The organism is Brevibacillus sp. RS1.1 (assembly GCF_013284365.1).
In the GTDB taxonomy this organism is placed as follows: domain Bacteria; phylum Bacillota; class Bacilli; order Brevibacillales; family Brevibacillaceae; genus Brevibacillus; species Brevibacillus brevis_D.
In genome coordinates this window covers 387,044-410,972 of sequence record NZ_JABSVA010000003.1, presented here as the reverse complement: position 1 = coordinate 410,972, position 23,929 = coordinate 387,044, and the positions used below count along the sequence as shown (strand labels likewise).

Genomic DNA, 23,929 nt, shown 5'->3' with positions numbered 1-23,929 from the left:
GCATTTTTTCTCTAACCAGAAAAAAAGAGGTGAAACAGGTGAACGCTCAAAATCTAGCGTCGATCTTCCTATACATAGCCGTCATCTTTCACTTGCTGGGCATGAGCGGCTGGACTTCTGCAAAGCTGGCACAACCAATCGAGCTAGCCATCCTCGCACTGATGCTTCTGTCCATTTTCATTTTACGGAAAAAGAAGCGAAAAAAGCGTCGGGCAAGAAGGCCAGCACCGGAAGTAGCAGTCATGCTTGAGCATGCCGAGGAAGGAGAACCAGGCAAATGATCCATGACATCCACATGCAGGCGATTCTGGACGCTTCTCATGACGGGATCATTGCGGTCGATCGGGATTCGATTATAATCGGAGTCAATAAAAATGCGATGGAAATACTCGGTCTGCCTAGCAATATTGTTGGACAAAAAATTACCCGTTATATCCCTAATTCAGATATGTTGAGGATTTTGGCAACGGGAAAAAAAGAAATAGGCGACATTGCCACGATCCTGAATCGACAAATTATCATCAACCGTTTGCCGATTGTCATAGAGGGTGAAATCGTGGGGGCGGTTTCCACTTTTAAGGAGATTACCGACATTCAAAAAATGGAGATGCGCATTCGCAAGCAAAGCATGGAGAGCGGCTTGGAAGCCAAATTCCGCCTGGAGGATATCATTGGAGAATCTGCTGCGATCCGGGAAGCAAAGGAATGGGCGGAAACATTTGCGCGGACAGATGCGACCGTTCTCATACAGGGAGAGACTGGGACTGGCAAGGAGCTGTTTGCTCAAGGGATACATTTGAGCAGCCAGCGTGCAACCGGACCGTTCATCCCGGTTAACTGTGCGGCTCTCCCTGGCAATTTATTGGAGAGCGAGTTGTTTGGATACGAGGAGGGCGCTTTTACTGGCGCGCGAAAAGGTGGAAAGCCCGGGCTGTTTGAATTGGCCCACGGAGGCACTCTGTTTCTCGATGAAATCGGAGAGATGTCGATTCCGATCCAAGCGTTGCTCTTGCGTATCTTGCAAGAGAAAAAAGTGCGCAGAATCAGCGGAGAGCGTATCGTCCCTGTCGATGTGAGAATCATTGCGGCAACGAATCGGGATTTGGAACGACTGGTTGAGGAAAAGCAGTTTCGCTCAGACCTGTACTTCCGATTGAATGTGTTGACGCTTGAGTTACCTGCTTTGCGAGAGCGAATAGAAGATATTCCTCTATTGGTGACATCGATCATGGAAGAAATCAAGGAACGGGAAAATAAAAGGCGTTTGAAAGTAGAAGAGGCCGTTTTCCACGTTCTCAAACAATACGACTGGCCAGGCAATGTACGAGAGCTGCGCAACGTAGTGGAAAGAATGGTCTTGCTTTGCAAGGATGACGCGCTTGGCAAGGGGGACACAGCTTTTTTTGCCAAGAAGCTGTATCAGCGACAATCTTACCGAGACCATGAAGAGGGAGAAGCAGAAGCCATCCGAAAGGTTTTGGCGGAGACGAAGGGAAACAAAGGGGAGGCGGCGAAAATTTTGGGAATGGATCGGTCCACCCTATGGAGAAAAATGAAGCGCTACGAAAGGTCGTAAAAATTGATGCAATTGCAACAATGTCGATGCATAATTGCGACAGAGTGCCACCGTTAGTAGCTTAATTTACAGAAAATTAAAAACATATTTATTTGGCATGGTAGTTGCTTATTTATAGGAACACAACACATACGACTTTTACGAAGAGGCGAGGGGAGAGCATGACACCACAACCGATTATTCGTGTAGAAAATGTCTCGTTTGCCTATCAGGTTAACCAAGATCAACAAATTCCTGTCCTGCAAAACGTCTCATTGGAGGTGTTTCCAGGAGAGTATGTCGCCATCATCGGTCATAATGGGTCCGGTAAGTCAACACTGTCTAAGCATCTCAATGGTATATTGACTCCAAAGGAAGGCGATGTCATCGTTAACGGAATCAACACGCGTGAAAAACAGCGTATTCATGAAGTGAGGAGCCGTGTCGGGATGGTTTTTCAGCATCCGGACAATCAGATTGTCGCGACGATTGTAGAGGACGATGTGGCCTTTGGATTGGAGAACATCGGAACATCGGCGGAAGAGATGAAAACACGAGTGGATTTTGCCCTAGAGGCAGTAGGAATGAGTGCCTTTCGCCATCGACCGCCTCATCATTTGTCTGGCGGACAAAAGCAACGGATCGCCATTGCGGGGATATTGGCGATGAAGCCACAATGCCTCGTCATGGATGAAGCGACTAGTATGCTAGACAGCTACGGTAGACAGGATATTTTGGCAGTCGTCCGCAAGCTGCACCGCGAAGGAATGACGATTGTCACAGTGACCCATCACATGTCAGAGGTAGCAGAAGCGGATCGCGTCATCGTGATGGAGGGAGGCAAGATCGTATTGCAGGGCACTCCGCGAGAAGTATTTTCCCATCAGGAAAGACTTCGCGAGCTGCATCTGGATGTTCCGGACGCGAGCCGGATTGCTCATCTCGTTCATTCCGAATATAGCGAATTTACACCTGATCTCATCCACAATGAGGAAGTTGTCGCGGAGGTTAATCGTCTGTATGTCAGACAAGCGGAGGCGAGTGGTTCATGACGCAACCGATCGTAAACGTAGAAAATCTATCTCATGTCTATATGCAGGGAACGCCTCTCGAACATCGTGCTCTCGATCAGGTAACCATTCAGGTGGCAGAGGGCGAATGCTTGGCCATTATCGGTCATACCGGCTCGGGAAAATCGACGTTAATCCAGCATTTTAACGGCCTGATTCGCCCGCAATCCGGTACGGTCATCATTAATGGAATGGATGTCTCTCAACCAAAGATCGATATTCGTACGTTGCGCAGACAAGTAGGGCTTGTTTTTCAAAACCCGGAGGATCAACTGTTCGAAAAACTGGTCGGTGATGATGTAGCCTATGGCCCTTTTCGGATGGGGCTGCCTTTAGAGGAGGTGCGGCGACGCGTTCAGTGGGCGATGGACTTGGTTGGCCTCTCGTTTCAGGAGATGAAAGACCGTCCGACTTTTGCCTTGAGTGGCGGACAAAAGCGCAAGGTGGCATTGGCTGGGGTCCTCTCCTTGCAACCCAAGGTTCTCGTGCTTGACGAGCCAACAGCAGGGCTAGACCCGCGCTCTCGTCTTGAGCTATTGGAACGCATCCGCCGTCTCAATCGGGAAGAAAAGCTTACGGTTATTTTCGTCTCACACAATATGGAAGAGGTCGCAAAGCTTGCTGATCGCGTTTACGTCATGGCAAACGGCAATTCAGTCTGCGAGGGGACACCACGAGAAATTTTTGGCAATCAGGAATTGCTGCGCCAGCATCATATCGGCACACCGGAATCAGTTGATATTTTATACAGGCTCCGTGAGCAGGGCTACAGCATCGATCCAAGCGCTTTTTTACCTGAAGAGACGGCGATGGAAATTTTGAAACTGATGAACCGCTAAGGAGGGGATCCACATGTCAGCAGAATTTGAATTGACGCGCAATATTACCATCGGTCAATATTTACCTACTGCTTCTGTCGTTCATCGTCTCGATCCTCGTTTCAAGCTGGGTGCTTTCGTCATCCTCATCCTAGCGATTGCCATCTGTGATACATACGTGGGCAACCTGTTTGCTTTAGCCATTTGTATCTGGATGTTTCAAATCTCGAAAATCCCCCTGCATTACGGCATATCCGGGATCAAGCCCGCCATCCCCTTTATTATTATTTTGGCAATCATGCAGTTGCTTTTCTACGGGGAGGTTGTCAATGGCGGAACCGTTTATTTGAAATACGGCTTCATCACGATCACGAGTGAGAGTGTGCGACTCGTCATCGTGTCAGCCATGCGCTTTGTAGAAGTGATCTTTTTATCGAGTGTCCTCACGCTGAGTACTTCTACGACGGAACTCACGCACGGAATGGAACGACTGCTAGGGCCCTTGGAAAAAGTAAAGTTTCCGGTTCACGCGTTTGCGTTGATCATCACGATTGCTGTGCGCTTTGTACCTACCTTCGCGATGGAAATGGAAAAAATGATGAAAGCACAAGCGTCCCGTGGTGCAGATTTCGGGACAGGAGAATGGTGGCGGATCATTCAGCGAACAAAAGACATGTTTCCCATCATCATCCCGTTGTTTAATGTGGCGCTTTCCAGAGCAGAAGATTTGATTTTGGCAATGGAAGCCAGGTGCTACACACCAGGTGCCGCACGGACGAGATACACCCAATACAAGGCGGTAGGCAAGGATTACGTCGCGCTGATCGCAAGCATTGTCATTTCTGTCATCATGCTCGCCATACCTTGGTAGGGAGACTAGCGGGAACTCGCCCGAGTAGGGCATTCCACATAAAACGCGTAAAAGGAGGAGTATGCATGGAAAAAGGCTTGACCGTTCGCAAGATTGTCATTGCAGGCGTTCTGGGCGCGATCGCGATTTTGCTCGGGGTGACACGTCTCGGCTACATTCCGGTTCCAACAGCAGCGGGCAATGCCACTATTATGCACATCCCGGCTGTTATCGGGGGCATAATGGAGGGCTGGGGCGTTGGTATGATCATTGGCCTTATATTTGGAGTCTCTTCTTTCTTAAATGCCACCGTTCCGCTTTTTAAAGACCCTCTCGTTGCCATCCTGCCACGCTTGTTTATTGGTGTGACTGCTTACTTGACTTACGTTGGTTTGAAAAACGTCAATCAGTATGTAGCGATTGGTGCCGCTGGCTTTATTGGGGCGATGACCAACACGATCCTGGTACTGGGCATGGCCGTCATTCGAGGATATATGACCCTCGGTGTAGCGACCACGGTCGCGATCACGAGCGGCTTGCCAGAAGCAATTGTGTCTGTCATTGTTACGGTGGCTGTTGTTGCAGCTTGGAAAAAATTAGGCTCAGCAGGCAGGCAAAAATCAAAAATTTCAGGAGACTTATAATGAGTGGAACGATTGTTGACGTACCAGGCGTTCTCGTCGGGCATGCACAAAACGAAGAAACATTAACGGGATGTAGTGTGATTATGCTGGAAAAGCCGTCTGTCTGTGGTGTGGATGTCCGGGGCTCTGCCCCGGGCACCCGCGAGACGGACCTCTTGGACCCTGTCAATCTGGTGAGTGTCGTCCATGCGATTTGCCTTTCCGGTGGTAGTGCATATGGTTTGGATGCTGCTACAGGTGTCATGCAGTATTTGGAAGAACAAGGCATCGGACTGGATGTTGGCTTTGGCGTCGTTCCTATCGTTCCAGCAGCAGTATTGTTCGATCTGGCTGTAGGCGACTATCGGGTTCGTCCGGATCGTCAAATGGGCTATGAGGCAGTACAGGCAGCGAGCCGTGAGCCAGTAGCACAAGGAAACATCGGTGCTGGTACGGGTGCGTCAGTAGGAAAGCTGAATGGATTTGGGAATGCGATGAAGAGCGGGTTGGGCACAGCTTCCGTGATTTTACCCAATGGACTCGTCGTTGGTGCCCTCGTCGCTGTCAATGCGGTCGGTCATGTCGTAGATCCGCAGTCAGGGACGATCATAGCTGGCCCGAGAGATGAACAGGGAACGATTCGGGATAGCATGGAGATAATGCGCCAGCGAGCTTTTGCCCCGATTCCTCCAGGTACAAACACGACGATAGCCGTAGTCGCGAGTAATGCCCGCTTGTCCAAAGCAGAAGCAAACAAAGTAGCGCAAATGGCTCATGACGGGCTTGCCCGTACGATCCGGCCGATTCACACCATGTACGATGGCGATACGATCTTTGCGGTAGCAACAGGCGAAGTCGAGACGAGTGTAGACTTGGTGGGCGCGTTGTCCGCAGATGTGCTGGCGGAAGCCGTCATCCAAGCCGTTAAGCACGCAGAGGAGGCAGGGGGACTGCCTTCTTATCGCAGTTACTTCCAGGAATAGGTGTACCATAATGGGATGCAGAGGAGATGATTGGCGGATGAATCAGGTGATATCCTTTGTTGACGAGCAGGAGGTTGTGCGCCTAACGCAGGAGCTCGTTAGAATTCCGAGTGTGTTTCGCCCTGATCAGGCAGGAGCGAATGAAGAGCGGGTCGCGCTATTTGTCGCCGATTATCTTCGCAATATGGGGTTGCAGGTCTTCTATGAAGAGGTTGTTCCAGGCAGGCCGAATGTCATCGCTTTTTACGATTCGGGTAGACCTGGCAAAATGCTTTTGTTCGAAGCCCATACAGATGTCGTAACAGAAGGGGACCGGGGGGCTTGGAGCTACGACCCTTTTGGCGGGACAATATCTGGTGGGCGTATCTACGGGCGAGGCTCCTGTGACACAAAAGGAAATCTGGCTGCCGCAATATGTGCCGTCAAAGCAATCCAACGATCCAAACAGTCTTTTACAGGCAAAATCCTCCTGTGCATCCCTTGCGATGAGGAGGGCATGATGATCGGGATCAAAGATTTCATCCGTCGCGGCTGGGCCAACAACGTTGACGCTGCGATCATCTGCGAACCGGAAGAAAATCAGCTCTGCATCACGCAAAAAGGGGCGATGCGAGCGATTCTTCGCACGTTTGGTAAAATGGCGCATGGTGCCATGCCATTGACAGGAATCAATCCGAACACAAGGATGGCACGCGCCATAGTCGCATTAGAGAGGCTGGAGCGCAAGGAAATGGCTCGTCTGGGAGAGCACCCGATGTTGGGGTGGCCGAGTATCACTCCGACGATTTTGCAGGCACCAGTCAAAGGAGACGCCCAAATCAACGTTGTACCCGATCAATGCATGACCACACTTGATATTCGCACGGTACCCGGGCAGGACCACCAAGGGCTATACAAAGAAATCAGTGCCATATTAGAAGGATTAAGTAAAGAAGATGACAAGTTCAAAGCCACCTTGGAAGTCATCGAAGAGCGTCCTTGGACGTTGACTGGCATGAAGGAAGAAGTCGTGACCGCTGTCGCGAGCGCCTATCGGGAAATCACGAAAAAGGAACCCGTATACAATGGCGTTCCAGGTGCGACAGATGGAACCTTCCTGCACAAGGCAGGCATTCCGATTTTGACAACAGGCGCAGGCGATCGCCATATCCCTCATCATGCAGACGAGTACGTAGCGATTGACCAATTGGTAGAATCTACCCAGCTTTTTGCCTTGTCTGCCTTGACGTTTTTGACGCAGCCGGTACGAGCTTGATTGTCTACAAAAGGACTCTGCTTACGCTAGCGGCAGAGTCTTTTTATTCTCGCAAAAGAAGTTTTCTTAGTAAAAACTTGCAGAATCTATCTAATTTTTTTTACAATAGGCTTGTTACATAAGTGAAAAGGAGGCGCGTGCCCATGAATATGCGCTGGAATTTGGACGTCTTGTATTCCTCATTTGATGCACCAGAATGGAAACAAGATTGGGAGAAGTTCGTACGGGAAACAGAAGAGATCAAAAGCTGGGCAGCGCAAAACTTGCAATCTTCAGAAGATGCAGTAGCGAAGATGGAGAAATACATCACGATGATGACCTCCGTCCTGCAAACGCAATTCCGCTTGTACGCCTACGGAGAGCTGACTGCCAGCGTCGATGCCAAGAATGAAGCAGCATTGCTCGCGATTGAAAAAGTGCAGAATCAGGCTGTTGAATTGGTTGAACCAGGCGTACAATTCCAAAAATGGTTAGGATCGTTGAGTAACCTGGACGAGTTGATTACCCAGTCGGAACTGTTAGAAACACATCGTTTTATGTTGACAGAAATGTCAGATAAGAGCAAATACATGCTGGGCGAAAAAGAAGAAATCATCTTGGCAAAAATGAAAAATACAGGGTCAAATGCATGGACAAAGCTCCATGAAATGCTGACCTCCACATTGCTGGTAGACATTACAGTCGATGGAGAGCACAAGCAGCTTCCATTGCCAGTGGTGCGAAACATGGCGAACGAAAAAGATCCGCAGCTTCGCAAAACGGCATACGAGGCAGAACTTGCCGCTTACAAAAAAATCGTTGATGCTGCTGCTGCCAGCTTGAACGGAATTAAGGGCGAGGTTATTACCGTAGCGAAGCTGAGAGGCTATGAATCACCACTGGATAAGACGTTGCAAGACTCCCGCATGGATCGCGAGACGCTCGAAGCAATGCTTCAGGCAATGCGTGAGAGCCTGCCATCCTTCCATCAATACTTCCGTACAAAGGCGAAGCTGCTCGGTCATGAGAGCGCTCAGTTGCCGTTTTATGATTTGTTTGCGCCAGTGGGCGAGGCAGACATGCGTTTCTCTTATGAGGAATCCCGCGATTTCATCGTGAAGCATTTTGGTAGCTTTAGCGAAAAGCTCGCCAACTATGCAGCACGAGCGTATGACAATCAGTGGATAGATGCAGAGATTCGTGAAGGCAAGCGCGGAGGGGCATTCTGCTACAACCTGCACATCGTAGGGGAGAGCAGAATTATGTCTAACTACACAGGCAGCTACAGCGATGTGAGTACAATGGCACATGAATTGGGACATGGCTATCACGGAGAATGTCTTGTAAACGAAGCCTTCTTGAATAGCGACTACCCAATGCCAATCGCTGAGACCGCGTCCATTTTGTGCGAAACCATCATTGCTAATGCAGCACTTGAACAAGCGACCTCCGAGGAAGCATTTGCGATTTTGGAAAATGATATCAGCGGAGCAAGCCAAGTGATCGTCGATATTTATAGTCGTTACTTGTTCGAGACTGCTGTCTTTGAGCGCAGAACAGAAGGTGCCTTGTCTGTTTCCACGCTGAACGAACTGATGCTGCAAGCGCAAAAGGACGCGTACGGAGATGGTTTGGATCCGGCAGCCCTGCACCCGTACATGTGGGTATGCAAACCGCACTATTATAGCGCGGATTACAATTTCTACAACTTCCCGTATGCTTTTGGACTCCTGTTCGCGAAAGGCTTGTACGCAGAGTATCTCAAGCGCGGGGAAGCTTTTGTTGAGCAGTACGACAAGCTCTTGTCCGTAACGGGCAAAATGAGCATTGCGGATGTAGCAGCCATCATGGATGTTGATGTACGCTCCGTTGATTTCTGGCGGAATTCCCTCTCTTTGGTTGCAAAAGATATCGAAAAATTCGTTGAGCTCGCGTCTGCTCGCCTGAACTAAATTAGGAAGAACGTCCGCTATGTCATTAGCGGGCGTTTTTTATTTATGCTGCAAAGCGTTTTTGTGCGCATAGGGAACAGAGGGGAAGGAGAAAGTAAGAAAAAACAGATGAGGTGATTACGTGGTAAATGGATTGCAGTTACTCGACCTATTACGGGAAACGGAGAACAAGATGCTGCATTTACATAGAGCCATCGACAGAGTAAGCAGCGAGCCGGATTTCAAGGAGTCTGTCAGTGTTCTTACCGTAGTCGTTCGTGATTATCAACTTCAGCTCGACAAAATGAAGCAAGCGTTGGGCAAAATTGAAATCGGAGGGCAACAGCAACAACAGCAGCAACAGCAGGGACATAATACAGAAATACATTAAGCATAGAACGACAAACAGCCCTCGAACTGCGCTGAAAAGGCAGATAGGGCTGTTTGTTTTCTTATCCGTGTAAGAAAGCTTACTGGAAATTAGCGTAACGCTTCACACCGTAAAACGGGTAGAGCTTATGCATGTATTCGACTTTGCCATAACGAACATCTTCGCCATTCGCGTGCACAATTGCTCCATTACCCAGATAGATCGCTACGTGGGACACGCGTCCTTTTCCAAGCGCATCGTAGAACAAAAGGTCACCCGGCTGTGCTTGATCCAGTGATACTTCTTGACCGCCACGGAATTGATCTTCAGAAGTGCGCGGAAGTGTAACCCCAAGCTGCTCAAAAACGTATGAAGTAAAGCCACTACAATCAAAGCCATTCGGAGTCGTTCCGCCTAAAACGTATGGTGTTTTGAGCAATGGCTCAAAAATTTCCTTCAAACGACCCAGATCTTCTGCATTTACCTCGACAGGCAGCGAAACGGTAGAAGTGAGATTTGGACTGAGGAATTCTGTAGCAACGTATGCTTCACGATCTTCGAATTCGATTTTCGTCCATTCACTACCCGTTTCTACGACTTCTACAATGGAACCGGATCGTAGCTTGCCTAACACTTTTGCGTCAGTCGAAGGCTTTTTACGCACATTCAGCACGTCACCAGTGACACGGGCTTTTTCACCAGCGGTTAGTTCTTTAGACTCAGTGGTAGCGTTATCATTCTGATCGACAGTTACATCGGAAGGAATGTCTGTCGCAATGGAGCCAGTAGTGTTTGCACCATGAATTGACAAAGTTTGTCCAATTGACAATCGATCATCATTCAGTTGGTTCCATTGAATAATTTGATCCACCGTGACCTGATGTTCGCGAGCGATCTTGCTCAACGTATCACCTGCTGATACCACATATGCCGATGAGGAAGCATGGGCAGCAGTAGGCAGCAGAGTGAAGAGGGCGAGGAAGGTGAGTAGCCTCGAAGTCTTTTTCATGTCATCGTCTCCACCAATCTACTAAAATCTGCATATCTAGCTAAAATTCTATCGGATTTTGCTTGGTAAATCTATGAAAAAATTAATCTTTCTATTATTTTTAAAAAACTATTGCTTCACGAGATAGGATCGTGCTATATTACAGAAGTCGCCGCAAGATGGGGGACAAAAACCACATGGAGCTGTGGTGAAGTTGGAGTTCACGCCGGTCTGTCACACCGGAGGTCGCGGGTTCGAGTCCCGTCAGCTCCGCCATTCTTTTACTAGAATGTGCGAATAGAATAGTTTCTTTTAACGTGCCGGTATAGCTCAATTGGTAGAGCACCTGACTTGTAATCAGGGGGTTGTGGGTTCAAGTCCTATTGCCGGCACCATTTTTATGCGGTCGTGGCGGAATTGGCAGACGCGCTAGATTCAGGTTCTAGTGGTGGCAACACCGTGGAGGTTCAAGTCCTCTCGACCGCACCATATGGCAAACAACAGGTTCGTAAATTAGCGGATGAAGCTAATTACGAGCCTTTTTATTTTTTTTATCATGTTGAATCCTCCTCCATTTTCCATTACAATCACATTGTGATAATGAATCTCATTTTCACTATCATTTGATGATTCATAAACAAACGAGAAACACAGTGGAGGGGTAGTTGTGGGAGAACAGTTGGAGCTGTTTGATGTAACCATTATCGGCGGTGGCCCTGCGGGGATGTACGCTGCCTTTTATAGCGGAATGCGCGATATGAAGACGAAACTCATTGAAGCGAAAGAAGAGCTCGGTGGACGAATGTTGATCTATCCAGAAAAAATGATCTGGGATGTAGGCGGTGTACCACCACAGTTATGTGAAAAGCTGATTGCCAATCTGGTGCAACAAGCGAAGACATTTGATCCTGCCATCGTCCTAGGTGAGGCAATCATTGGACTAGAGCCACAAGAAGATGGCACGTACATACTCGTTGCAAAATCAGGAAGACGGCATTGGACCCGCACGATCATTTTGGCTTTAGGCCGAGGTATTTTAAAAATGGCAAAGCTGGAGATCGAAGGAGCAGAGCGCTACGAGGTGACAAATCTTCATTATACAGTACAGGAACTGGAGCCATTCCGTGGCAAGCACGTCCTTATCTCAGGTGGCGGGGACTCCGCGGTCGATTGGGCAAATGAACTGGTGCAGATTGCAGCGTCTGTAACTGTCGTGCATCGCCGTGATGTATTTGGTGGACATGAACGGAATGTGAAGCGCATGAAGGAGTCATCTGCGATCGTACGAACCCCATATGCGGTTACGCAATTGCAAAGCTCAGATAAAGAAACGATCGATAAAGTGACAATACGTCATCTAGAGACAGACGAGACGGAGCAAATCAATGTCGATGCCATCATCGTCAATCACGGATTGAAGGCCGATTTCACCGGGATTAAAGAGTGGGGCTTGGACATGGATGAATGGAACGTATTTGTCAGCCCTCGTCTGGCAACGAATCTACCAGGGATTTTTGCGGCGGGTGATTTTGCGAGCTTTGACAGCAAGATTACGCTGATCGCGGGAGCATTCACCGATGCGGCTGTGGCCGTAAACAGTGCCAAATTGCACATTGACCCGGTAGCAGATCGGATGGCGTACGTTTCTTCTCATAACCAGCGTTTTAAAGAAAAGAACAAAGCCCTCGGGGTTATCGACGAGGACGACGAGTAGAATTGATGTAGGACAAAAAGCCCAACATTTGCAGGTTGATTGTCGCTTTTCCCATACGTTACATTGTAAGAGGCAAGGTATAAAAACTAGGTCAGACGATATAAATAGGGAACTTCGTGCTAGATAATCGATCAACAAATGTGGGAGAGGAAGTAGAAATGAAGAAAGTTCGGCATTGGCTGATCACTATGGCTACAGTGGCCCTTGTGTTCTCGCTCAGTATGAACTTCGCGCCTGAGCATGCAATGGCATTACAATTAGACCAGGTATCTCCTTCTATCGAGTTGCAGGATAAGTTACAGGAAAAGTATGTGGAGAAGATGGGCCTCAAGGAAGACGAGGTTCTCGGCTTTTATTACTCATCGATGAAAAACAGCACAGATGAGCGTAAACATAACATCAAGCAAGCATTGAGCAAGATTCATAATGAAAAAATCAAGCCGCAACAGGTGTTTTCTTTTAACGATATAGTGGGAAATTCGAATTTGCCTGAGGGTGGTTGGCAAAAGGCTGGCGTCATTCAGAACGGGCAGCTCGCTGATGACTATGGAGGCGGGATATGTCAGGTTTCCAGCACGCTTTACAATACAGCTGCTGAAGCGGGAATGATCATGGTGGAACGGCATAACCACAGCAAATCGGTGAGATACGTGCCAGCGGGTCAAGATGCCACAGTCGCGTATGGCTATATGGATTTTAAATTTGCCAACTTGTATGATTTCCCTGTGAAAATCAAAGCAAAATCATACGATGACGAACATGTTGTGATTGCGATCATACGTGCGTAGCTTCGAAGAAATAAAGGGGGCATCCTATGGATGAACCCTGTTTTTTTCGGTATTTTGACAGGTAAAAAATGGATATCGATTTGGTTTTGAGTCATGCATTCCTGACCATACTGTGTTAGAAGGAGGTGCCGTGATGTTCGTTCAGGTGACAGGTGATTCACACAAGCAAGAGGTTCTCGTCATGGGAGAACGGTTAGAACGCCAGCAGGATGGTTGTTATCTTTTGCCTGGGAGACTTGTCCACGCATTGAAGCCACATGATTTGCCAGTAGGAATCCCATTCAAGCTCTCGGGTGCGCTGCCCTCTGGCTACGGGTTTTATCGGGAAGACTCTGTTATTTTCCGGCGGACGAATGATACTCCTGCCCTCTGGATTGATGTTACTTCTACATATATGGTGGCGGAATGGGATGGCATGTTCTCGGTGGAAGCAACGGTTGAAGCCAGAAAGCATGTCGTGGATCAGCAACAGCAGTTTGCCTTTGTCCTCTCCGAAGCGACAGAGCAGCATGTGATTTTCCATTACGAGTTTTCCTGGAGCTCCGAGCAAGAGATGGATCTGGAAAGTGCTTTGGAATCTATTTGTGATACCGTGATCGAAGTAGAAGCACGTGGAAATGCCCGCCTTTGGCCTGGCTATGGAAACTGCATGGAAGAGGACGAACAAGACAAGCTGTAATACGCCATGCAGCCATGATATAGTGAAAAAAAGACAGCCACCAAAGGAGAGGACAAAATGGAGCACGTCAAAAATATTTACTGTATCGGTCGCAACTATCGATTGCATGCTGCGGAGTTGGGGAACGATGTGCCAACCAAGCCAATGATCTTTGATAAGCCAACACATGCGCTTGCAATGGCAAATGGTGAGGCCATTGAACTTCCTTCATCTCGTGGAGAGCTCCATTATGAGGCGGAGCTTGTGATTCACATCGCGAGGCCGTATGAGGCTGGAGTTACTCTTGATGAGATGATTGACAAAATAGCGCTTGGGATCGACTTTACTTTGCGGGATGTTCAGAGCGAGCTCAAGAAAGCAGGGCATCCATGGTTGTTGGCAAAAGGGTTTAAAAATTCAGCGATTTTGACTTCTTTTCATCCTTTCCTTGGCATTGATGCGCTGCACCAAACAGATTTCTCCTTGCTGAAAAATGGAGAGCAAGTGCAACGCGGCAATCTGCGTGATGTGATTTTTGATTTGGAAACCCTTATTGCCTATATTTCCGAACATCTAGGACTGGATCAAGGGGATATCATTTACACGGGTACGCCAGCGGGGGTAGGACCTGTTACGGATGGAGATGTTCTCACTCTCAAGTGGGGAGAAGAGACGTGGGGGCAGTTTACCGCGAAAATGAAATAGGGACAAATAGAGAACCATCTTCTGACAGAAACAAGCAGAAGATGGTTTTTGTTTGGGGTTCGTGCCAGCAATAGAGCGGGTTTTTGCTGCGAAAATCATCTTTGATACCGTTTTGTAACCTTTATGGTTCTATGGAACTAAGGAGTAGCAACCGTCTACGTTACACCTTGTTTTCTGACTAGTCCCATGCTACCAATTCCATCATTGGAAAATTTTACGGTCTTATCCTCCTGTTTCCTCCTGCGCTATTCTGTCCATGTACCCAAGACGGGTGCCACAACATGACAAGGAGGAAAAGAAAGTGACGAAACGAGATTGGGTAATGAGGTCAACAGTAGCAGTCATGCTGAGTACGTCCCTGTTAATGGGTGGTCAAGTTGGAGTAGTGGCCGCTAAGACACAAGATTCAAAACAATCAGAGGTTGCAAATATTGCTACTTCTTTGATCGGGAAGGATTACGAGTACAAAGCAAAGGGACCGAAGCAATTCGGATCAGCAGAGCTGGCTACGTATGCGTACAAACAAGTAGGGATTTCCATCGGGAGCACAATCTCTAGCCTGTACAAGACTGGGACGAAAGTATCCGAAAAAAGCGTAACGCCAGGAGATTTGGTGTTCTTCGCCTCTAGCGGAAGCGGCAGCCCAACTTTTATGGGAATATACATAGGCAGTGATCAATTCGTTTATTCTTCGAAAGGGGAAGACGAGGTAGTTGTCAAAACATATTCGGAGTACAGTGACAAATTTGTTGGGGCTCGTCGTGTTATTGAGAGCAATTCCTCAGAGAATAAGCCAAGCAAGCCAGAAAAGCCGGCAAGCACTGTTGCCGATCAAGTCATTAAAAATGGCGAAAAGTACATGGGCACCAATTACAAATACGGCTCCAGCAGCAGTACGACCAAAACATTCGATTGCTCTTCCTTTACACAGCGCGTGTTTAAAGAAGCGGGCATTACATTGCCGCGCGACTCCCGCCAGCAATCTACTGTAGGGAAATCTGTTTCCAAGAGCAATCTGCAAAAAGGTGATCTGATCTTCATGAAGGCATCGGTAAACAGTACTTCTGATCGGATTACACACGTAGCTATTTATGCAGGGGATGGGAAAATCCTGCACACGTACGGCAGTCCTGGTGTGACTTATTCCAAGTACGATGGAACGAACTGGGAAAAGCGCACAGTGAAAATCAAGCGCGTCATTTAAGCATTCAATCCATTTCAGCTCTCGTGCCTTTGCATGGGAGCTTATGTATTATATATGACGCTTGTTCGCACAGATCGTTTCGCGTCAATTTTTGCCAATAGGGAAAAGGGAATCATACCGCTTTTACGTTCGCAACAAGAAATGTGTTGTAATATTCAGAAATATACATATAATAAAAACTGAGAGGTGATTCAGGTGTCAGAAAATAGTCTACCTACCCCTGTTTTAACCAAGAAAGGACAGGAAACCCGCAAAAAAATACTGGATGCCGCAGAGCATGTGTTTGGCGAGCTGGGTTATTATGATGCCTCTATCGTCTTGATCACGCAGCATGCACAGGTGTCCCAAGGAACGTTTTACAATTATTTCGAGTCGAAGAAAGCGATTTATGATGAATTGATCAGGCAGCTGAGTAGAGAGCTACGTTCAACGATCAAAGAAGCGATCATGGGAGCAACCACGCAAGAGGAGAATTTGCGCCTAGGATTTCTGGCCTTTTTTCGTTGGATCAAACATCATCGCAATATGTACAGCATTATTCAACAGGCTGCACTCGTCGACCAGGAGCTGTATCGCTGGTATTACGCCAAACTGGCAGCCGGGTACGTACGAAGTTTGAAGAACGCCATGAACGAAGGTGCGTTTCGAGAGATGGATCATGAGACGTTGTCTTATTGTCTCATGTCGATCGGACAATTCATCGGGATGCGTTGGGTTTACTGGGAAAATGAAGACGTACCGGAAGAGGTGTTAGAAACAGCCATGTCGATGATTATGAAAGGGATTGCTGCCAAGCCATAACCGATCCATTTTATAGGCAAAGGAGTAGAGTTCATGCACGGAATTGCTTATTGGATTGAAAAGCGAGCCGGAATCACTCCGACGCGGATCGCAGTGATTGCCAACGAGCAATCACTTACGTATCAGCAAATGAATGAGCAGATCCAACGTGTTGCCAACTATTTACGACATGAGCGACAGGTCAAAAAGGGGGACCGGATCGGCATTTTGTCCCAAAACAGTTTGGAGTATGTGTTTCTGCTGTTTGCCATCGCCAAACTCGGTGCGATAGCCGTCCCCTTTAATATCCGCTTGACCCCAGCAGAATTAGATTATCAGTTTGAGGATAGTGGTATTCGCGTGTTATGTGCCCAGCCAGAGTTCGCTGCTACCATTGAGTTGATCAAGGCGAAGGCCAGTGTTGGGCACATGATATGGCTGGAACCGGGAGAACTTCCTTGGAGCCAGGATGGGCCGAGTGAGTCATTCCAGCACAGTAGGATCGACGCAGATGACGGCAGTGGAGATGATCCATACATCATTTGCTATACATCAGGAACGACAGGAAAGCCTAAGGGAGCAGTGCTCACCCAAGAAAACATGTTTTGGAACTCCGTACACAATGTAGCCGCGCTTGATCTCACCTCAGAAGACTGCTCGATTGTCTTATTGCCACTCTTTCATATCGGGGGAATCGGATTGTTCGCCTTCCCTACATGGCTTGCTGGCGGATGCGTCGTTGTAGCCGGGAAGTTCGACCCTGATAAAGCGATTCAACTAATCGAAACGCACCGAGTCACCATCGTGATGGGTGTGCCCGCCATCCATGAAGCCATTCGTCAAAGCCCTTTATTTGTAACCACATCATTTGATTCCGTCCGTTGGTTTTACAACGGCGGCGCTCCATGCCCCATGGAACTCATCCAGCATTTTCAGGAGCGAGGCCTCCCTTTTGGACAAGGATACGGCCTAACAGAAACATCCCCCACCGTGTTTATGATTGCCAAGGAAGATGCGAGAAGAAAAGCCGGCTCAATCGGAAAGCCCGTCATGTTTTGTGAAGTCCGCTTGATCTCGGATGACGGAAAAGAAGTTAGTCAGGGCGAAATCGGAGAATTGCTTGTCAAAGGCCCAAATGTGATGAAGGAATACTGGAACAGACCAGAAGAAACAGCCAAGACCATCCGCGATGGGTGGCTATACACAGGGGATTTGGCACGTTTTGATGAAGAAGGGTTCGCCTATATCGTAGGAAGACGCAAAGACATGATTATCTCAGGCGGGGAGAACATTTATCCGCTGGAGCTGGAACAGGTCATCGGCGAGCTGGATGGTGTTCAGGAAGTCGCAGTCGTCGGTGTACCCGATGAAAAATGGGGAGAGGTTGCGAAGGCGTTTATCGTGCCCAAATCAGGTGCAGTCATCACGGAAGCACACATCAAAGAACACTGTGAGCAAAGACTGGCGAAGTATAAAATCCCGAAGTCATTCGTGTTTTTAACTGAGCTGCCACGCAATGCGACAGGGAAAATTGTCAAGCAAGCATTGACCAGATTGAAGACAGATTCCATTACACAATGAGGTGATTACATGGCGAGATTTGCAATAGGGGAGCAAGCATCTTTTAGCAGAACAATTACGGAGACTGATATCGTTCTATTTGCGGGAATGAGTGGGGATTATAATCCGGTGCACATTGACCAACAGTACGCAAAAGACACCCGATTTGGCCAGCGTATCTCACATGGACTGTTGACGGCGAGCATGTTGTCCAGATTGCTCGGGATGCAGCTGCCTGGCATCGGTTCCATTTACAAAGACCAGACCATTTCGTTTACGGCTCCGGTATTGATCGGAGACACGATCACCGCGACCGCCACTGTGCTGGAGTATCAAGAAGAGCGTGGCATCATCCGATTGCTTACGGAATGCACGAATCAGCATGGAAAAGTAGTTCTAACTGGAACAGCGACGATGCTCGTACCGAGGGAAGGAGCGAAAGTATGAATCATCTTGAAGCAAATACGATCCAAGAGCAGACCATCGGAGTGGAAGCGACGTCCGTATTTTTTCCTGAAGGCGTAGAAACAGCTGAATGTTTGGCTGAAAAGACAGGAATCCCCACGCAAGTCATTATCGAAAAATTCGGTCTTTATCAGAAGCATGTCGCAGATGACACCCTTCATGCATCAGATCTCGCTGTGCTCGCTGCCCAGCAGCTGACCGGCTCGGTAATCGATCCATCTGAGATTGACGTGATTATCTACTTTGGCAGCCCGCACAAAGATTACTATGTATGGTCCAGCGCACCGAAGATTACATACGAATTAAAAGCGACAAACGCATACGGTTTCGAGATGATGAACGTCAGCTCGTGTTTCCCAATCGCCTTGAAGGTTGCCAAAGATATGCTGACGGCAGATGCATCCATTGAAAACATCTTGCTGGTTGCTGGCTGTAAAGAATCACAAATCGTCGATTACGACAATCCTCGCTCACGCTTCATGTTTAATTTTGCAGATGGGGGGACAGCGGCTCTCGTAAAACGTGGAGCTACTAAGAGCAGAATTCTTCACAGCTGCATCATCACCGATGGTTCTTTTCATGATGATGTAAGGGTACCAGCAGGCGGTTCAAAGCACCAACCTAGTCATGAAACGGTGGAAAACAGACTTCATTACATCGATGTGCCGAATCCGAGCGATATGAAAGAACGACTTGACCCCATCTCAATACCAAACTTTGTTCATGTGGTAGAGCAGGCATTGGCAAAAAGTAATCGTTCCTTGCGTGATTTGAAGCTGCTGCTTCCTTTGCACACAAAGCGTTCGATGTTCCTGGAGCTGTTGGAACGTTTGCAACTGAGCGAGGAGCAGGCCGTTTATCTCGATCATTACGGGCATTTGTCTGCACTCGACCCGTGTATTGGACTGCATGTTGCACAGCAAGAGGGACGTCTTTCCCCAGGGGATATTGTCGTAGCGGTCAGTGCTGGGACTGGATATACGTGGGCTGCAACCGTCCTGGAATGGTTAGCCGAATCGCAATGAACATGATGACACTCGAGGAGGAACGGGCGTGAAAAAAAGAGGATGGAAAATGTTGCTCCCGCTAGCGATGTCTGTCGTGCTTGTTGTTGGCTGCAGTCAAAATGAAAGCGCTTCATCTGGTGGCGGCAATACGATCAAGGTAGGCGTACTCGCTTCGCTCACAGGTCCATTGGAGAGCTACGGCAAGCAGACGGCAAGAGGCTTTGAGCTCGGGCTCGATTATGCAACGGAAGGCAAGCGAGAGATCGGTGGCAAAAAGATTGAGTTTGTCGTGGAGGATACGGAGACGAAGCCAGATGTCGCCGTCCAAAAAGCAACGAAGCTCCTGGAAACTGACAAGGTAGACTTTCTCGTAGGCTCCTCGAGTTCAGGCGATACGCTAGCGGTCCTTCCTCTGGCAGAGGAGTACAAAAAAATCATGGTCGTAGAGCCAGCAGTAGCAGATAGTATCACCGGGAAGAACTGGAACAAATACATTTTTCGCACAGGTCGAAATTCTTCACAGGACGCAGTAGCAGGCGCTGCGGCAATTGCTTCTAAAGGAACGAAGATCGCGACGATGGCTCAAGACAGCGCTTACGGTCGAGAAGGGATCGAAGCCTTTAAGACCGCCGCTGAAAAATTAGGGGCTGTCATTATCGAAGAGCAATACGTGGACACGAGCACGACTGATTTTACAGCCAACATCCAAAAAATCATTAGCGCCAAACCCGAATATGTGTTCATCACGTGGGCAGGCTCGAACTCCCCGTGGAAACAGCTGCAAGATATGCAGGTTCAGCAAAAAGGCATCAAGGTGTCTACGGGAGCACCTGATATCGCTGCATTGAAAACGATGGAGGCAATGATCGGGATGGAAGGCTTCTCGGTGTATTACCATTCGCTCCCCAAAACGAAAATGAACGACTGGCTCATCGATGAGCACAAGAAGCGTTTTCAAGGCGAGATTCCAGATTTATTTACGGCAGGCGGGATGACGGCAGCGGTAGCGATTGTGGAAGCACTGAAAAAGACGAACGCCGACACAGATTCGGAGAAGTTGATTGCTGCGATGGAAGGCATGACCTTTGATTCGCCTAAGGGTCAGATGCAGTTCCGGGTGGATGACCATCAGGCACTGCAAACATTATACGCGATCAAGCTAGAGAAAAAAGACGGAGTCGATCATCCGGTCCCGGTGCTCGTTCGGGAGATGACGATGGAAGAGACAGCACCACCTGTCAGGAACCAGAAGTAGAGGAGGTGTGTGATGAGTTACTTGTTGGAAACGGTTGACGCAAGCGTAGCATTCGGGGAGCAAACAGTCATAAACAAGGTATCGCTACGCATACCGAAGCAGCGATTTACTTCGATCATTGGACCGAATGGAGCTGGAAAGACGACGCTGTTTAACTTGTTAAGCGGACAGCTTACTCCCTCGCAAGGAACGATCAAGTACAAGGGTCAAGAAATTACACACTTGCCCCCAGCAGCACGAGCGAGATTGGGTATTGGACGATCGTTTCAATTGACAAACTTATTTCCCAAGCTAACGGTGCGGGAAAATATTCGATTAGCCGTGCAAGCTTCACAGGGAGTTCGGTTTCGTCTATGGATTTCCCAGGCAGATCAGATGCGACAGGCTGAGGAAGTTGAACGATTGCTGCATCTGGTATTGCTGGAGAAAAAGGCAGATGTGCTGGCAAGCCTACTGGCGCATGGGGAAAAACGAAAGCTGGAGCTGGCCATGCTACTTGGACTGCGTCCGGATGTTCTTTTACTCGATGAACCGACGGCGGGGATTTCGCTGGAGGAAGTCCCGGCTGTATTGAGGGTGATCGAATCCATAAAGGAAAGCAATTCGTGCACGATCATCCTCATCGAACACAAGATGGACATGGTCAAATCACTCTCCGATCACATGGTCGTTCTGTTTCATGGAGAGCTATTGGCTGAGGGAACCCCGACTGACATGATGCGAAATGAACAGGTGCAATCTGCCTACTTGGGAGGGTTGTATAAGCATGATGCTGCAACTTGATCAGATTGAAACGTACCTCGACCAGTTTCACATCTTGCAGGGTGTCTCGCTCTCTGTGCAAGCAGGTAGTATTACTGTCCTGTTTGGGCGAAACGGCGCTGGCAAAACAACGACGCTTCGTTCCATTATGGGGCTTACCCCGATCCGTCATGGCCAAATTCGCTATCGAGGAGAAGAAATCGGACATTTGCCGACCTATTCCATCGCACGTAAAGGGATTGGGTATGTGCCCGAGAATCAAGGGATTTTTCATGATTTTACGGTAGAAGAGACGTTCCGGCTCGCCATGCAAAAAAATGACGACGAACAAAAAGAAAAGCTGGCGTGGATGCTCGATCTTTTTCCAGACCTGCATCACTACTGGAAAAAGAAAAGTGGGCACTTAAGCGGTGGTCAAAAACAAATGCTTGCGATTGCACGAGCTTACGTGAACAGCAGCGGACTCTTGTTAATAGACGAACCGAGCAAGGGGCTTGCACCCATCATGGTTGAAAAACTCATGTTCCACATCGAATCGATGAAAGAGAAAACGACCGTGCTATTAGTTGAACAAAACTTTATGATGGCGAGCATGATTGGCGAGCAGTACTACTTGATGGATGAAGGGAAAATTGTCCGCAGTGGCGCGATGCAGGAGTTGAAGGATGATGCAGATACGCGACAAAAATATTTGGGTATTGCATGAGCGTATGACAGGGAGGGGGAGGATGAAATGGATGTCGCGATAAATTTGCTTGTAAATGGACTGGCGACAGGCACACTCATTTTCTTGCTCGCTTCCGGGCTCACGTTGATCTTTGGCTTAATGAGTGTGTTGAACTTTGCCCACGGCGGATTGTTTGCCTGGGGAGCCTTTGCTGGTGTATGGCTTTTCGGAGTGACCGATAGCTTTCTTCTGGCCATCGTAGGTGCTGCCGTCATCGGGATGCTGCTCGGTTTCGTGCTAGAGCGAGTTCTGATCCGTCCCGTGTATGGTGATCATATTCAGCAACTGCTTGTGACATTGGGCGGAATGCTCGTGATCAGTGAATTGCTCAAGGTGTTTTGGAGCCCCAATCCCATACGGGCAGGCTTACCAGATTATTTGCAAGGGAGCATCGAGCTTGGCGACATCATACTAATTACGTATCGCTTGTTTGTCATCGCAGTGGGAATAGCTGTGTACGTCGGGTTGCACCTGCTATTGACAAGAACGAGACTAGGCTTGATCGTCCGAGCGGGCGTCATCGATAAGGAAATGGTGCAGGCACTCGGCATCAATATTAAACAAGTGTTTACTTTCGTCTTTTTGCTGGGGGCAGGCATGGCTGCGCTGGGAGGAAGTCTGCTAGCCCCGTATTCGGGGGTAATTTTTGCGGAAATGGGTATGCAGTATGCGATTCTGGCATTCATCGTCGTCATTGTCGGTGGGATGGGAAGCGTTCAAGGCTCTATGATTGCGGCGCTTTTAGTAGGGGTGCTTGGCTCGTTTATGGCTTACTTCGTTCCAGAGCTTTCACTGGCAGTGAACATGCTGCTGATGCTGGCAGTGCTGCTTATCAAACCATCCGGCCTGTTTGGAGCGAAGGGGTGATCATGCGTTGACTACATCCGGATTGTTGAATCATCGTTTTATCCTCTTTGTGTTTTTGTCTTTAGCGGTTTTGCCGTTTCTTTCAGACTCGCGAAGCCTGTACATCTTGTTCACCCAAATCTTTATCTTTGCGATTTTTGCGATGAGCTTTGATTTGTTACTCGGCTATACGGGGATCGTCTCATTTGGACACTGTATGTTTTTCGGTATAGGTGCGTACTCTGTGTCTTTATTCCTGAAAAACTTTGACGCGTCGATCGGCTATTTCTTACTTGGTGTACTCGTTGCCATCATGCTATCTGGGATTCTCAGCTATGTGATCGGGATGCTATCCTTGCGCTTGAAAAGTCATTTTTATGCGATGCTGACCTTGGCGATTTCCCAGCTGCTATTCGTATTGGCAGAGAAATGGCGCTCGCTGACGATGGGGGGAGATGGCTTCACCTTCCCGGTGCCTGAGCTGTTGCGGGATCGTTTGTCCTTTTACTATGTATGCCTGTTCCTAATGGTCATGCTGTTCGTCATCTTGCGGGCGTTTACGCGCTCTCCACTCGGCAAGGTACTGAAAGCCATCGGTCAAAATGAACAACGCGCGGAAGCGTTAGGCTATCAAATTCTTCATTATAAGGTAATCGTCAGCATTGTCGCTGGAGTGGTTGCAGCGATTAGTGGGGGCTTGTACGCGGTCATGCTGCGATTCGTAAACACCCAAGTGTTTTCAATTGAAACGACACTGGATGCACTCTTGATGAGCATGATCGGTGGGCTGGGAACGCTATTTGGCTCTATTTTGGGGTCGGGGATCGTAGAGCTGGCGCATCACGGATTGACTGAGTTGGCAAAGCTTCACCCGATATTCGAGAGATGGGTCATATTCCTTGGCTTGCTCTATATTTTGGTCGTGCTCTGCTTTCCGAGCGGAATTGTCGGCAGCTTTCAAGAGTGGAAGGAAAAAAGAAAGCAGCGTTCCGTGCAGGCTGCGACGATCATAGAGCCAGTAGAGTGATAGGGATGA

25 protein-coding genes and 3 tRNA genes are annotated in these 23,929 nt (G+C 48.4%); 27 read left to right on the top strand and 1 reads right to left on the bottom strand.

Annotated elements, in window-relative coordinates; genetic code table 11:
• Positions 1–38: 38 nt before the first annotated feature.
• From HP570_RS12280 to HP570_RS12235, 10 genes are all read left to right on the top strand, one after another.
• Entirely contained in the window at positions 39–281 is a 243-nt protein-coding gene (locus HP570_RS12280; RefSeq protein WP_142496114.1) for a hypothetical protein, read from the top strand.
• Entirely contained in the window at positions 278–1,576 is a 1,299-nt protein-coding gene (locus tag HP570_RS12275) for a sigma-54 interaction domain-containing protein (protein ID WP_142496113.1), read from the top strand. The genes HP570_RS12280 and HP570_RS12275 overlap by 4 nt, the downstream gene beginning before the upstream one ends.
• Before the next feature lie 161 nt (positions 1,577–1,737).
• On the top strand, positions 1,738–2,607 hold the full coding sequence (locus tag HP570_RS12270; protein WP_087350822.1) for an energy-coupling factor transporter ATPase: 870 nt from the start codon (positions 1,738–1,740) through the stop codon (positions 2,605–2,607).
• Positions 2,604–3,464: an energy-coupling factor transporter ATPase gene (locus HP570_RS12265; protein ID WP_087350826.1), complete on the top strand. Its 861-nt coding sequence runs from the start codon at positions 2,604–2,606 to the stop codon at positions 3,462–3,464. Before HP570_RS12270 ends, HP570_RS12265 begins: the two co-directional genes overlap by 4 nt.
• 13 nt (positions 3,465–3,477) lie before the next feature.
• The gene (locus HP570_RS12260) at positions 3,478–4,314 is read left to right on the top strand and encodes an energy-coupling factor transporter transmembrane component T family protein (RefSeq protein WP_016740390.1); all 837 of its coding nucleotides are present in this window, start codon (positions 3,478–3,480) and stop codon (positions 4,312–4,314) included.
• A 65-nt stretch (positions 4,315–4,379) separates the two neighbouring features.
• Complete coding sequence (locus tag HP570_RS12255) at positions 4,380–4,937, top strand: ECF transporter S component (protein ID WP_016740391.1); 558 nt, start codon at positions 4,380–4,382, stop codon at positions 4,935–4,937.
• Positions 4,937–5,899 (top strand): P1 family peptidase, encoded by a 963-nt coding sequence (locus HP570_RS12250; protein WP_173625946.1) that lies wholly within the window; start codon positions 4,937–4,939, stop codon positions 5,897–5,899. The genes HP570_RS12255 and HP570_RS12250 overlap by 1 nt, the downstream gene beginning before the upstream one ends.
• A gap of 37 nt (positions 5,900–5,936) precedes the next feature.
• Positions 5,937–7,154, top strand: a complete 1,218-nt coding sequence (locus HP570_RS12245; protein WP_173625945.1) for a M20 family metallopeptidase — start codon at positions 5,937–5,939, stop codon at positions 7,152–7,154.
• A gap of 143 nt (positions 7,155–7,297) precedes the next feature.
• A complete protein-coding gene (locus HP570_RS12240) occupies positions 7,298–9,085 on the top strand; it encodes a M3 family oligoendopeptidase (protein ID WP_173625944.1) in 1,788 nt (595 codons plus the stop codon).
• 121 nt (positions 9,086–9,206) lie between these two features.
• Positions 9,207–9,455 (top strand): hypothetical protein, encoded by a 249-nt coding sequence (locus HP570_RS12235; protein ID WP_012686254.1) that lies wholly within the window; start codon positions 9,207–9,209, stop codon positions 9,453–9,455.
• Between the two features lie 79 nt (positions 9,456–9,534).
• On the opposite strand, the gene HP570_RS12230 is transcribed toward HP570_RS12235, so the two are convergent.
• Positions 9,535–10,443, bottom strand: coding sequence for a C40 family peptidase (locus tag HP570_RS12230; RefSeq protein WP_012686255.1), 909 nt, complete (start codon positions 10,441–10,443; stop codon positions 9,535–9,537).
• A 178-nt stretch (positions 10,444–10,621) separates the two neighbouring features.
• Here HP570_RS12230 and HP570_RS12225 point away from each other — a divergent pair.
• From HP570_RS12225 to HP570_RS12145, 17 genes are all read left to right on the top strand, one after another.
• Positions 10,622–10,698: transfer RNA gene (locus HP570_RS12225), tRNA-Asp, on the top strand.
• 43 nt (positions 10,699–10,741) lie between these two features.
• Positions 10,742–10,817: transfer RNA gene (locus tag HP570_RS12220), tRNA-Thr, on the top strand.
• Between the two features lie 7 nt (positions 10,818–10,824).
• Positions 10,825–10,911: transfer RNA gene (locus HP570_RS12215), tRNA-Leu, on the top strand.
• Between the two features lie 178 nt (positions 10,912–11,089).
• Entirely contained in the window at positions 11,090–12,136 is a 1,047-nt protein-coding gene (locus HP570_RS12210; protein WP_173625943.1) for an NAD(P)/FAD-dependent oxidoreductase, read from the top strand.
• A gap of 158 nt (positions 12,137–12,294) precedes the next feature.
• Positions 12,295–12,924: a VanW family protein gene (locus HP570_RS12205; protein WP_173625942.1), complete on the top strand. Its 630-nt coding sequence runs from the start codon at positions 12,295–12,297 to the stop codon at positions 12,922–12,924.
• Positions 12,925–13,057: 133 nt separating this feature from the next.
• Complete coding sequence (locus tag HP570_RS12200; RefSeq protein WP_173625941.1) at positions 13,058–13,603, top strand: hypothetical protein; 546 nt, start codon at positions 13,058–13,060, stop codon at positions 13,601–13,603.
• Between the two features lie 57 nt (positions 13,604–13,660).
• Entirely contained in the window at positions 13,661–14,287 is a 627-nt protein-coding gene (locus HP570_RS12195) for a fumarylacetoacetate hydrolase family protein (RefSeq protein ID WP_173625940.1), read from the top strand.
• A gap of 301 nt (positions 14,288–14,588) precedes the next feature.
• Positions 14,589–15,491, top strand: a complete 903-nt coding sequence (locus HP570_RS12190) for a C40 family peptidase (RefSeq protein WP_041749403.1) — start codon at positions 14,589–14,591, stop codon at positions 15,489–15,491.
• Between the two features lie 195 nt (positions 15,492–15,686).
• A complete protein-coding gene (locus HP570_RS12185) occupies positions 15,687–16,292 on the top strand; it encodes a TetR/AcrR family transcriptional regulator (protein WP_173625939.1) in 606 nt (201 codons plus the stop codon).
• Positions 16,293–16,325: 33 nt separating this feature from the next.
• Positions 16,326–17,852 carry an o-succinylbenzoate--CoA ligase gene (locus tag HP570_RS12180; protein WP_173625938.1) on the top strand — a complete coding sequence of 509 codons (1,527 nt, stop codon included), beginning with the start codon at positions 16,326–16,328 and terminating at the stop codon, positions 17,850–17,852.
• Positions 17,853–17,861: 9 nt separating this feature from the next.
• Positions 17,862–18,278, top strand: coding sequence for a MaoC family dehydratase (locus HP570_RS12175; protein WP_012686263.1), 417 nt, complete (start codon positions 17,862–17,864; stop codon positions 18,276–18,278).
• Entirely contained in the window at positions 18,275–19,321 is a 1,047-nt protein-coding gene (locus HP570_RS12170; protein WP_173625937.1) for a 3-oxoacyl-ACP synthase, read from the top strand. Before HP570_RS12175 ends, HP570_RS12170 begins: the two co-directional genes overlap by 4 nt.
• 67 nt (positions 19,322–19,388) lie before the next feature.
• The gene (locus HP570_RS12165) at positions 19,389–20,558 is read left to right on the top strand and encodes a substrate-binding domain-containing protein (RefSeq protein WP_375138855.1); all 1,170 of its coding nucleotides are present in this window, start codon (positions 19,389–19,391) and stop codon (positions 20,556–20,558) included.
• A 12-nt stretch (positions 20,559–20,570) separates the two neighbouring features.
• Positions 20,571–21,341, top strand: coding sequence for an ABC transporter ATP-binding protein (locus tag HP570_RS12160; protein WP_173625936.1), 771 nt, complete (start codon positions 20,571–20,573; stop codon positions 21,339–21,341).
• Positions 21,325–22,026, top strand: a complete 702-nt coding sequence (locus HP570_RS12155; protein WP_173625935.1) for an ABC transporter ATP-binding protein — start codon at positions 21,325–21,327, stop codon at positions 22,024–22,026. Before HP570_RS12160 ends, HP570_RS12155 begins: the two co-directional genes overlap by 17 nt.
• Positions 22,027–22,053: 27 nt before the next feature.
• Entirely contained in the window at positions 22,054–22,914 is an 861-nt protein-coding gene (locus tag HP570_RS12150) for a branched-chain amino acid ABC transporter permease (RefSeq protein ID WP_012686268.1), read from the top strand.
• A gap of 7 nt (positions 22,915–22,921) precedes the next feature.
• Entirely contained in the window at positions 22,922–23,920 is a 999-nt protein-coding gene (locus HP570_RS12145) for a branched-chain amino acid ABC transporter permease (RefSeq protein ID WP_173625934.1), read from the top strand.
• Positions 23,921–23,929: the final 9 nt, after the last annotated feature.

Excerpts from the sequence above, each read along its gene's own strand:
- HP570_RS12275 (WP_142496113.1), top strand. The coding sequence starts at position 278 with ATGATCCATGACATCCACATGCAGGCGATTCTGGACGCTTCTCATGAC.
- HP570_RS12270 (WP_087350822.1), top strand. The coding sequence starts at position 1,738 with ATGACACCACAACCGATTATTCGTGTAGAAAATGTCTCGTTTGCCTAT.
- HP570_RS12265 (WP_087350826.1), top strand. The coding sequence starts at position 2,604 with ATGACGCAACCGATCGTAAACGTAGAAAATCTATCTCATGTCTATATG.
- HP570_RS12260 (WP_016740390.1), top strand. The coding sequence starts at position 3,478 with ATGTCAGCAGAATTTGAATTGACGCGCAATATTACCATCGGTCAATAT.
- HP570_RS12255 (WP_016740391.1), top strand. The coding sequence starts at position 4,380 with ATGGAAAAAGGCTTGACCGTTCGCAAGATTGTCATTGCAGGCGTTCTG.
- HP570_RS12250 (WP_173625946.1), top strand. The coding sequence starts at position 4,937 with ATGAGTGGAACGATTGTTGACGTACCAGGCGTTCTCGTCGGGCATGCA.
- HP570_RS12245 (WP_173625945.1), top strand. The coding sequence starts at position 5,937 with ATGAATCAGGTGATATCCTTTGTTGACGAGCAGGAGGTTGTGCGCCTA.
- HP570_RS12240 (WP_173625944.1), top strand. The coding sequence starts at position 7,298 with ATGAATATGCGCTGGAATTTGGACGTCTTGTATTCCTCATTTGATGCA.
- HP570_RS12230 (WP_012686255.1), bottom strand. The coding sequence starts at position 10,443 with ATGAAAAAGACTTCGAGGCTACTCACCTTCCTCGCCCTCTTCACTCTG.
- HP570_RS12205 (WP_173625942.1), top strand. The coding sequence starts at position 12,295 with ATGAAGAAAGTTCGGCATTGGCTGATCACTATGGCTACAGTGGCCCTT.
- HP570_RS12200 (WP_173625941.1), top strand. The coding sequence starts at position 13,058 with ATGTTCGTTCAGGTGACAGGTGATTCACACAAGCAAGAGGTTCTCGTC.
- HP570_RS12195 (WP_173625940.1), top strand. The coding sequence starts at position 13,661 with ATGGAGCACGTCAAAAATATTTACTGTATCGGTCGCAACTATCGATTG.
- HP570_RS12180 (WP_173625938.1), top strand. The coding sequence starts at position 16,326 with ATGCACGGAATTGCTTATTGGATTGAAAAGCGAGCCGGAATCACTCCG.
- HP570_RS12175 (WP_012686263.1), top strand. The coding sequence starts at position 17,862 with ATGGCGAGATTTGCAATAGGGGAGCAAGCATCTTTTAGCAGAACAATT.
- HP570_RS12170 (WP_173625937.1), top strand. The coding sequence starts at position 18,275 with ATGAATCATCTTGAAGCAAATACGATCCAAGAGCAGACCATCGGAGTG.
- HP570_RS12165 (WP_375138855.1), top strand. The coding sequence starts at position 19,389 with ATGTCTGTCGTGCTTGTTGTTGGCTGCAGTCAAAATGAAAGCGCTTCA.
- HP570_RS12160 (WP_173625936.1), top strand. The coding sequence starts at position 20,571 with ATGAGTTACTTGTTGGAAACGGTTGACGCAAGCGTAGCATTCGGGGAG.
- HP570_RS12155 (WP_173625935.1), top strand. The coding sequence starts at position 21,325 with ATGATGCTGCAACTTGATCAGATTGAAACGTACCTCGACCAGTTTCAC.
- HP570_RS12150 (WP_012686268.1), top strand. The coding sequence starts at position 22,054 with ATGGATGTCGCGATAAATTTGCTTGTAAATGGACTGGCGACAGGCACA.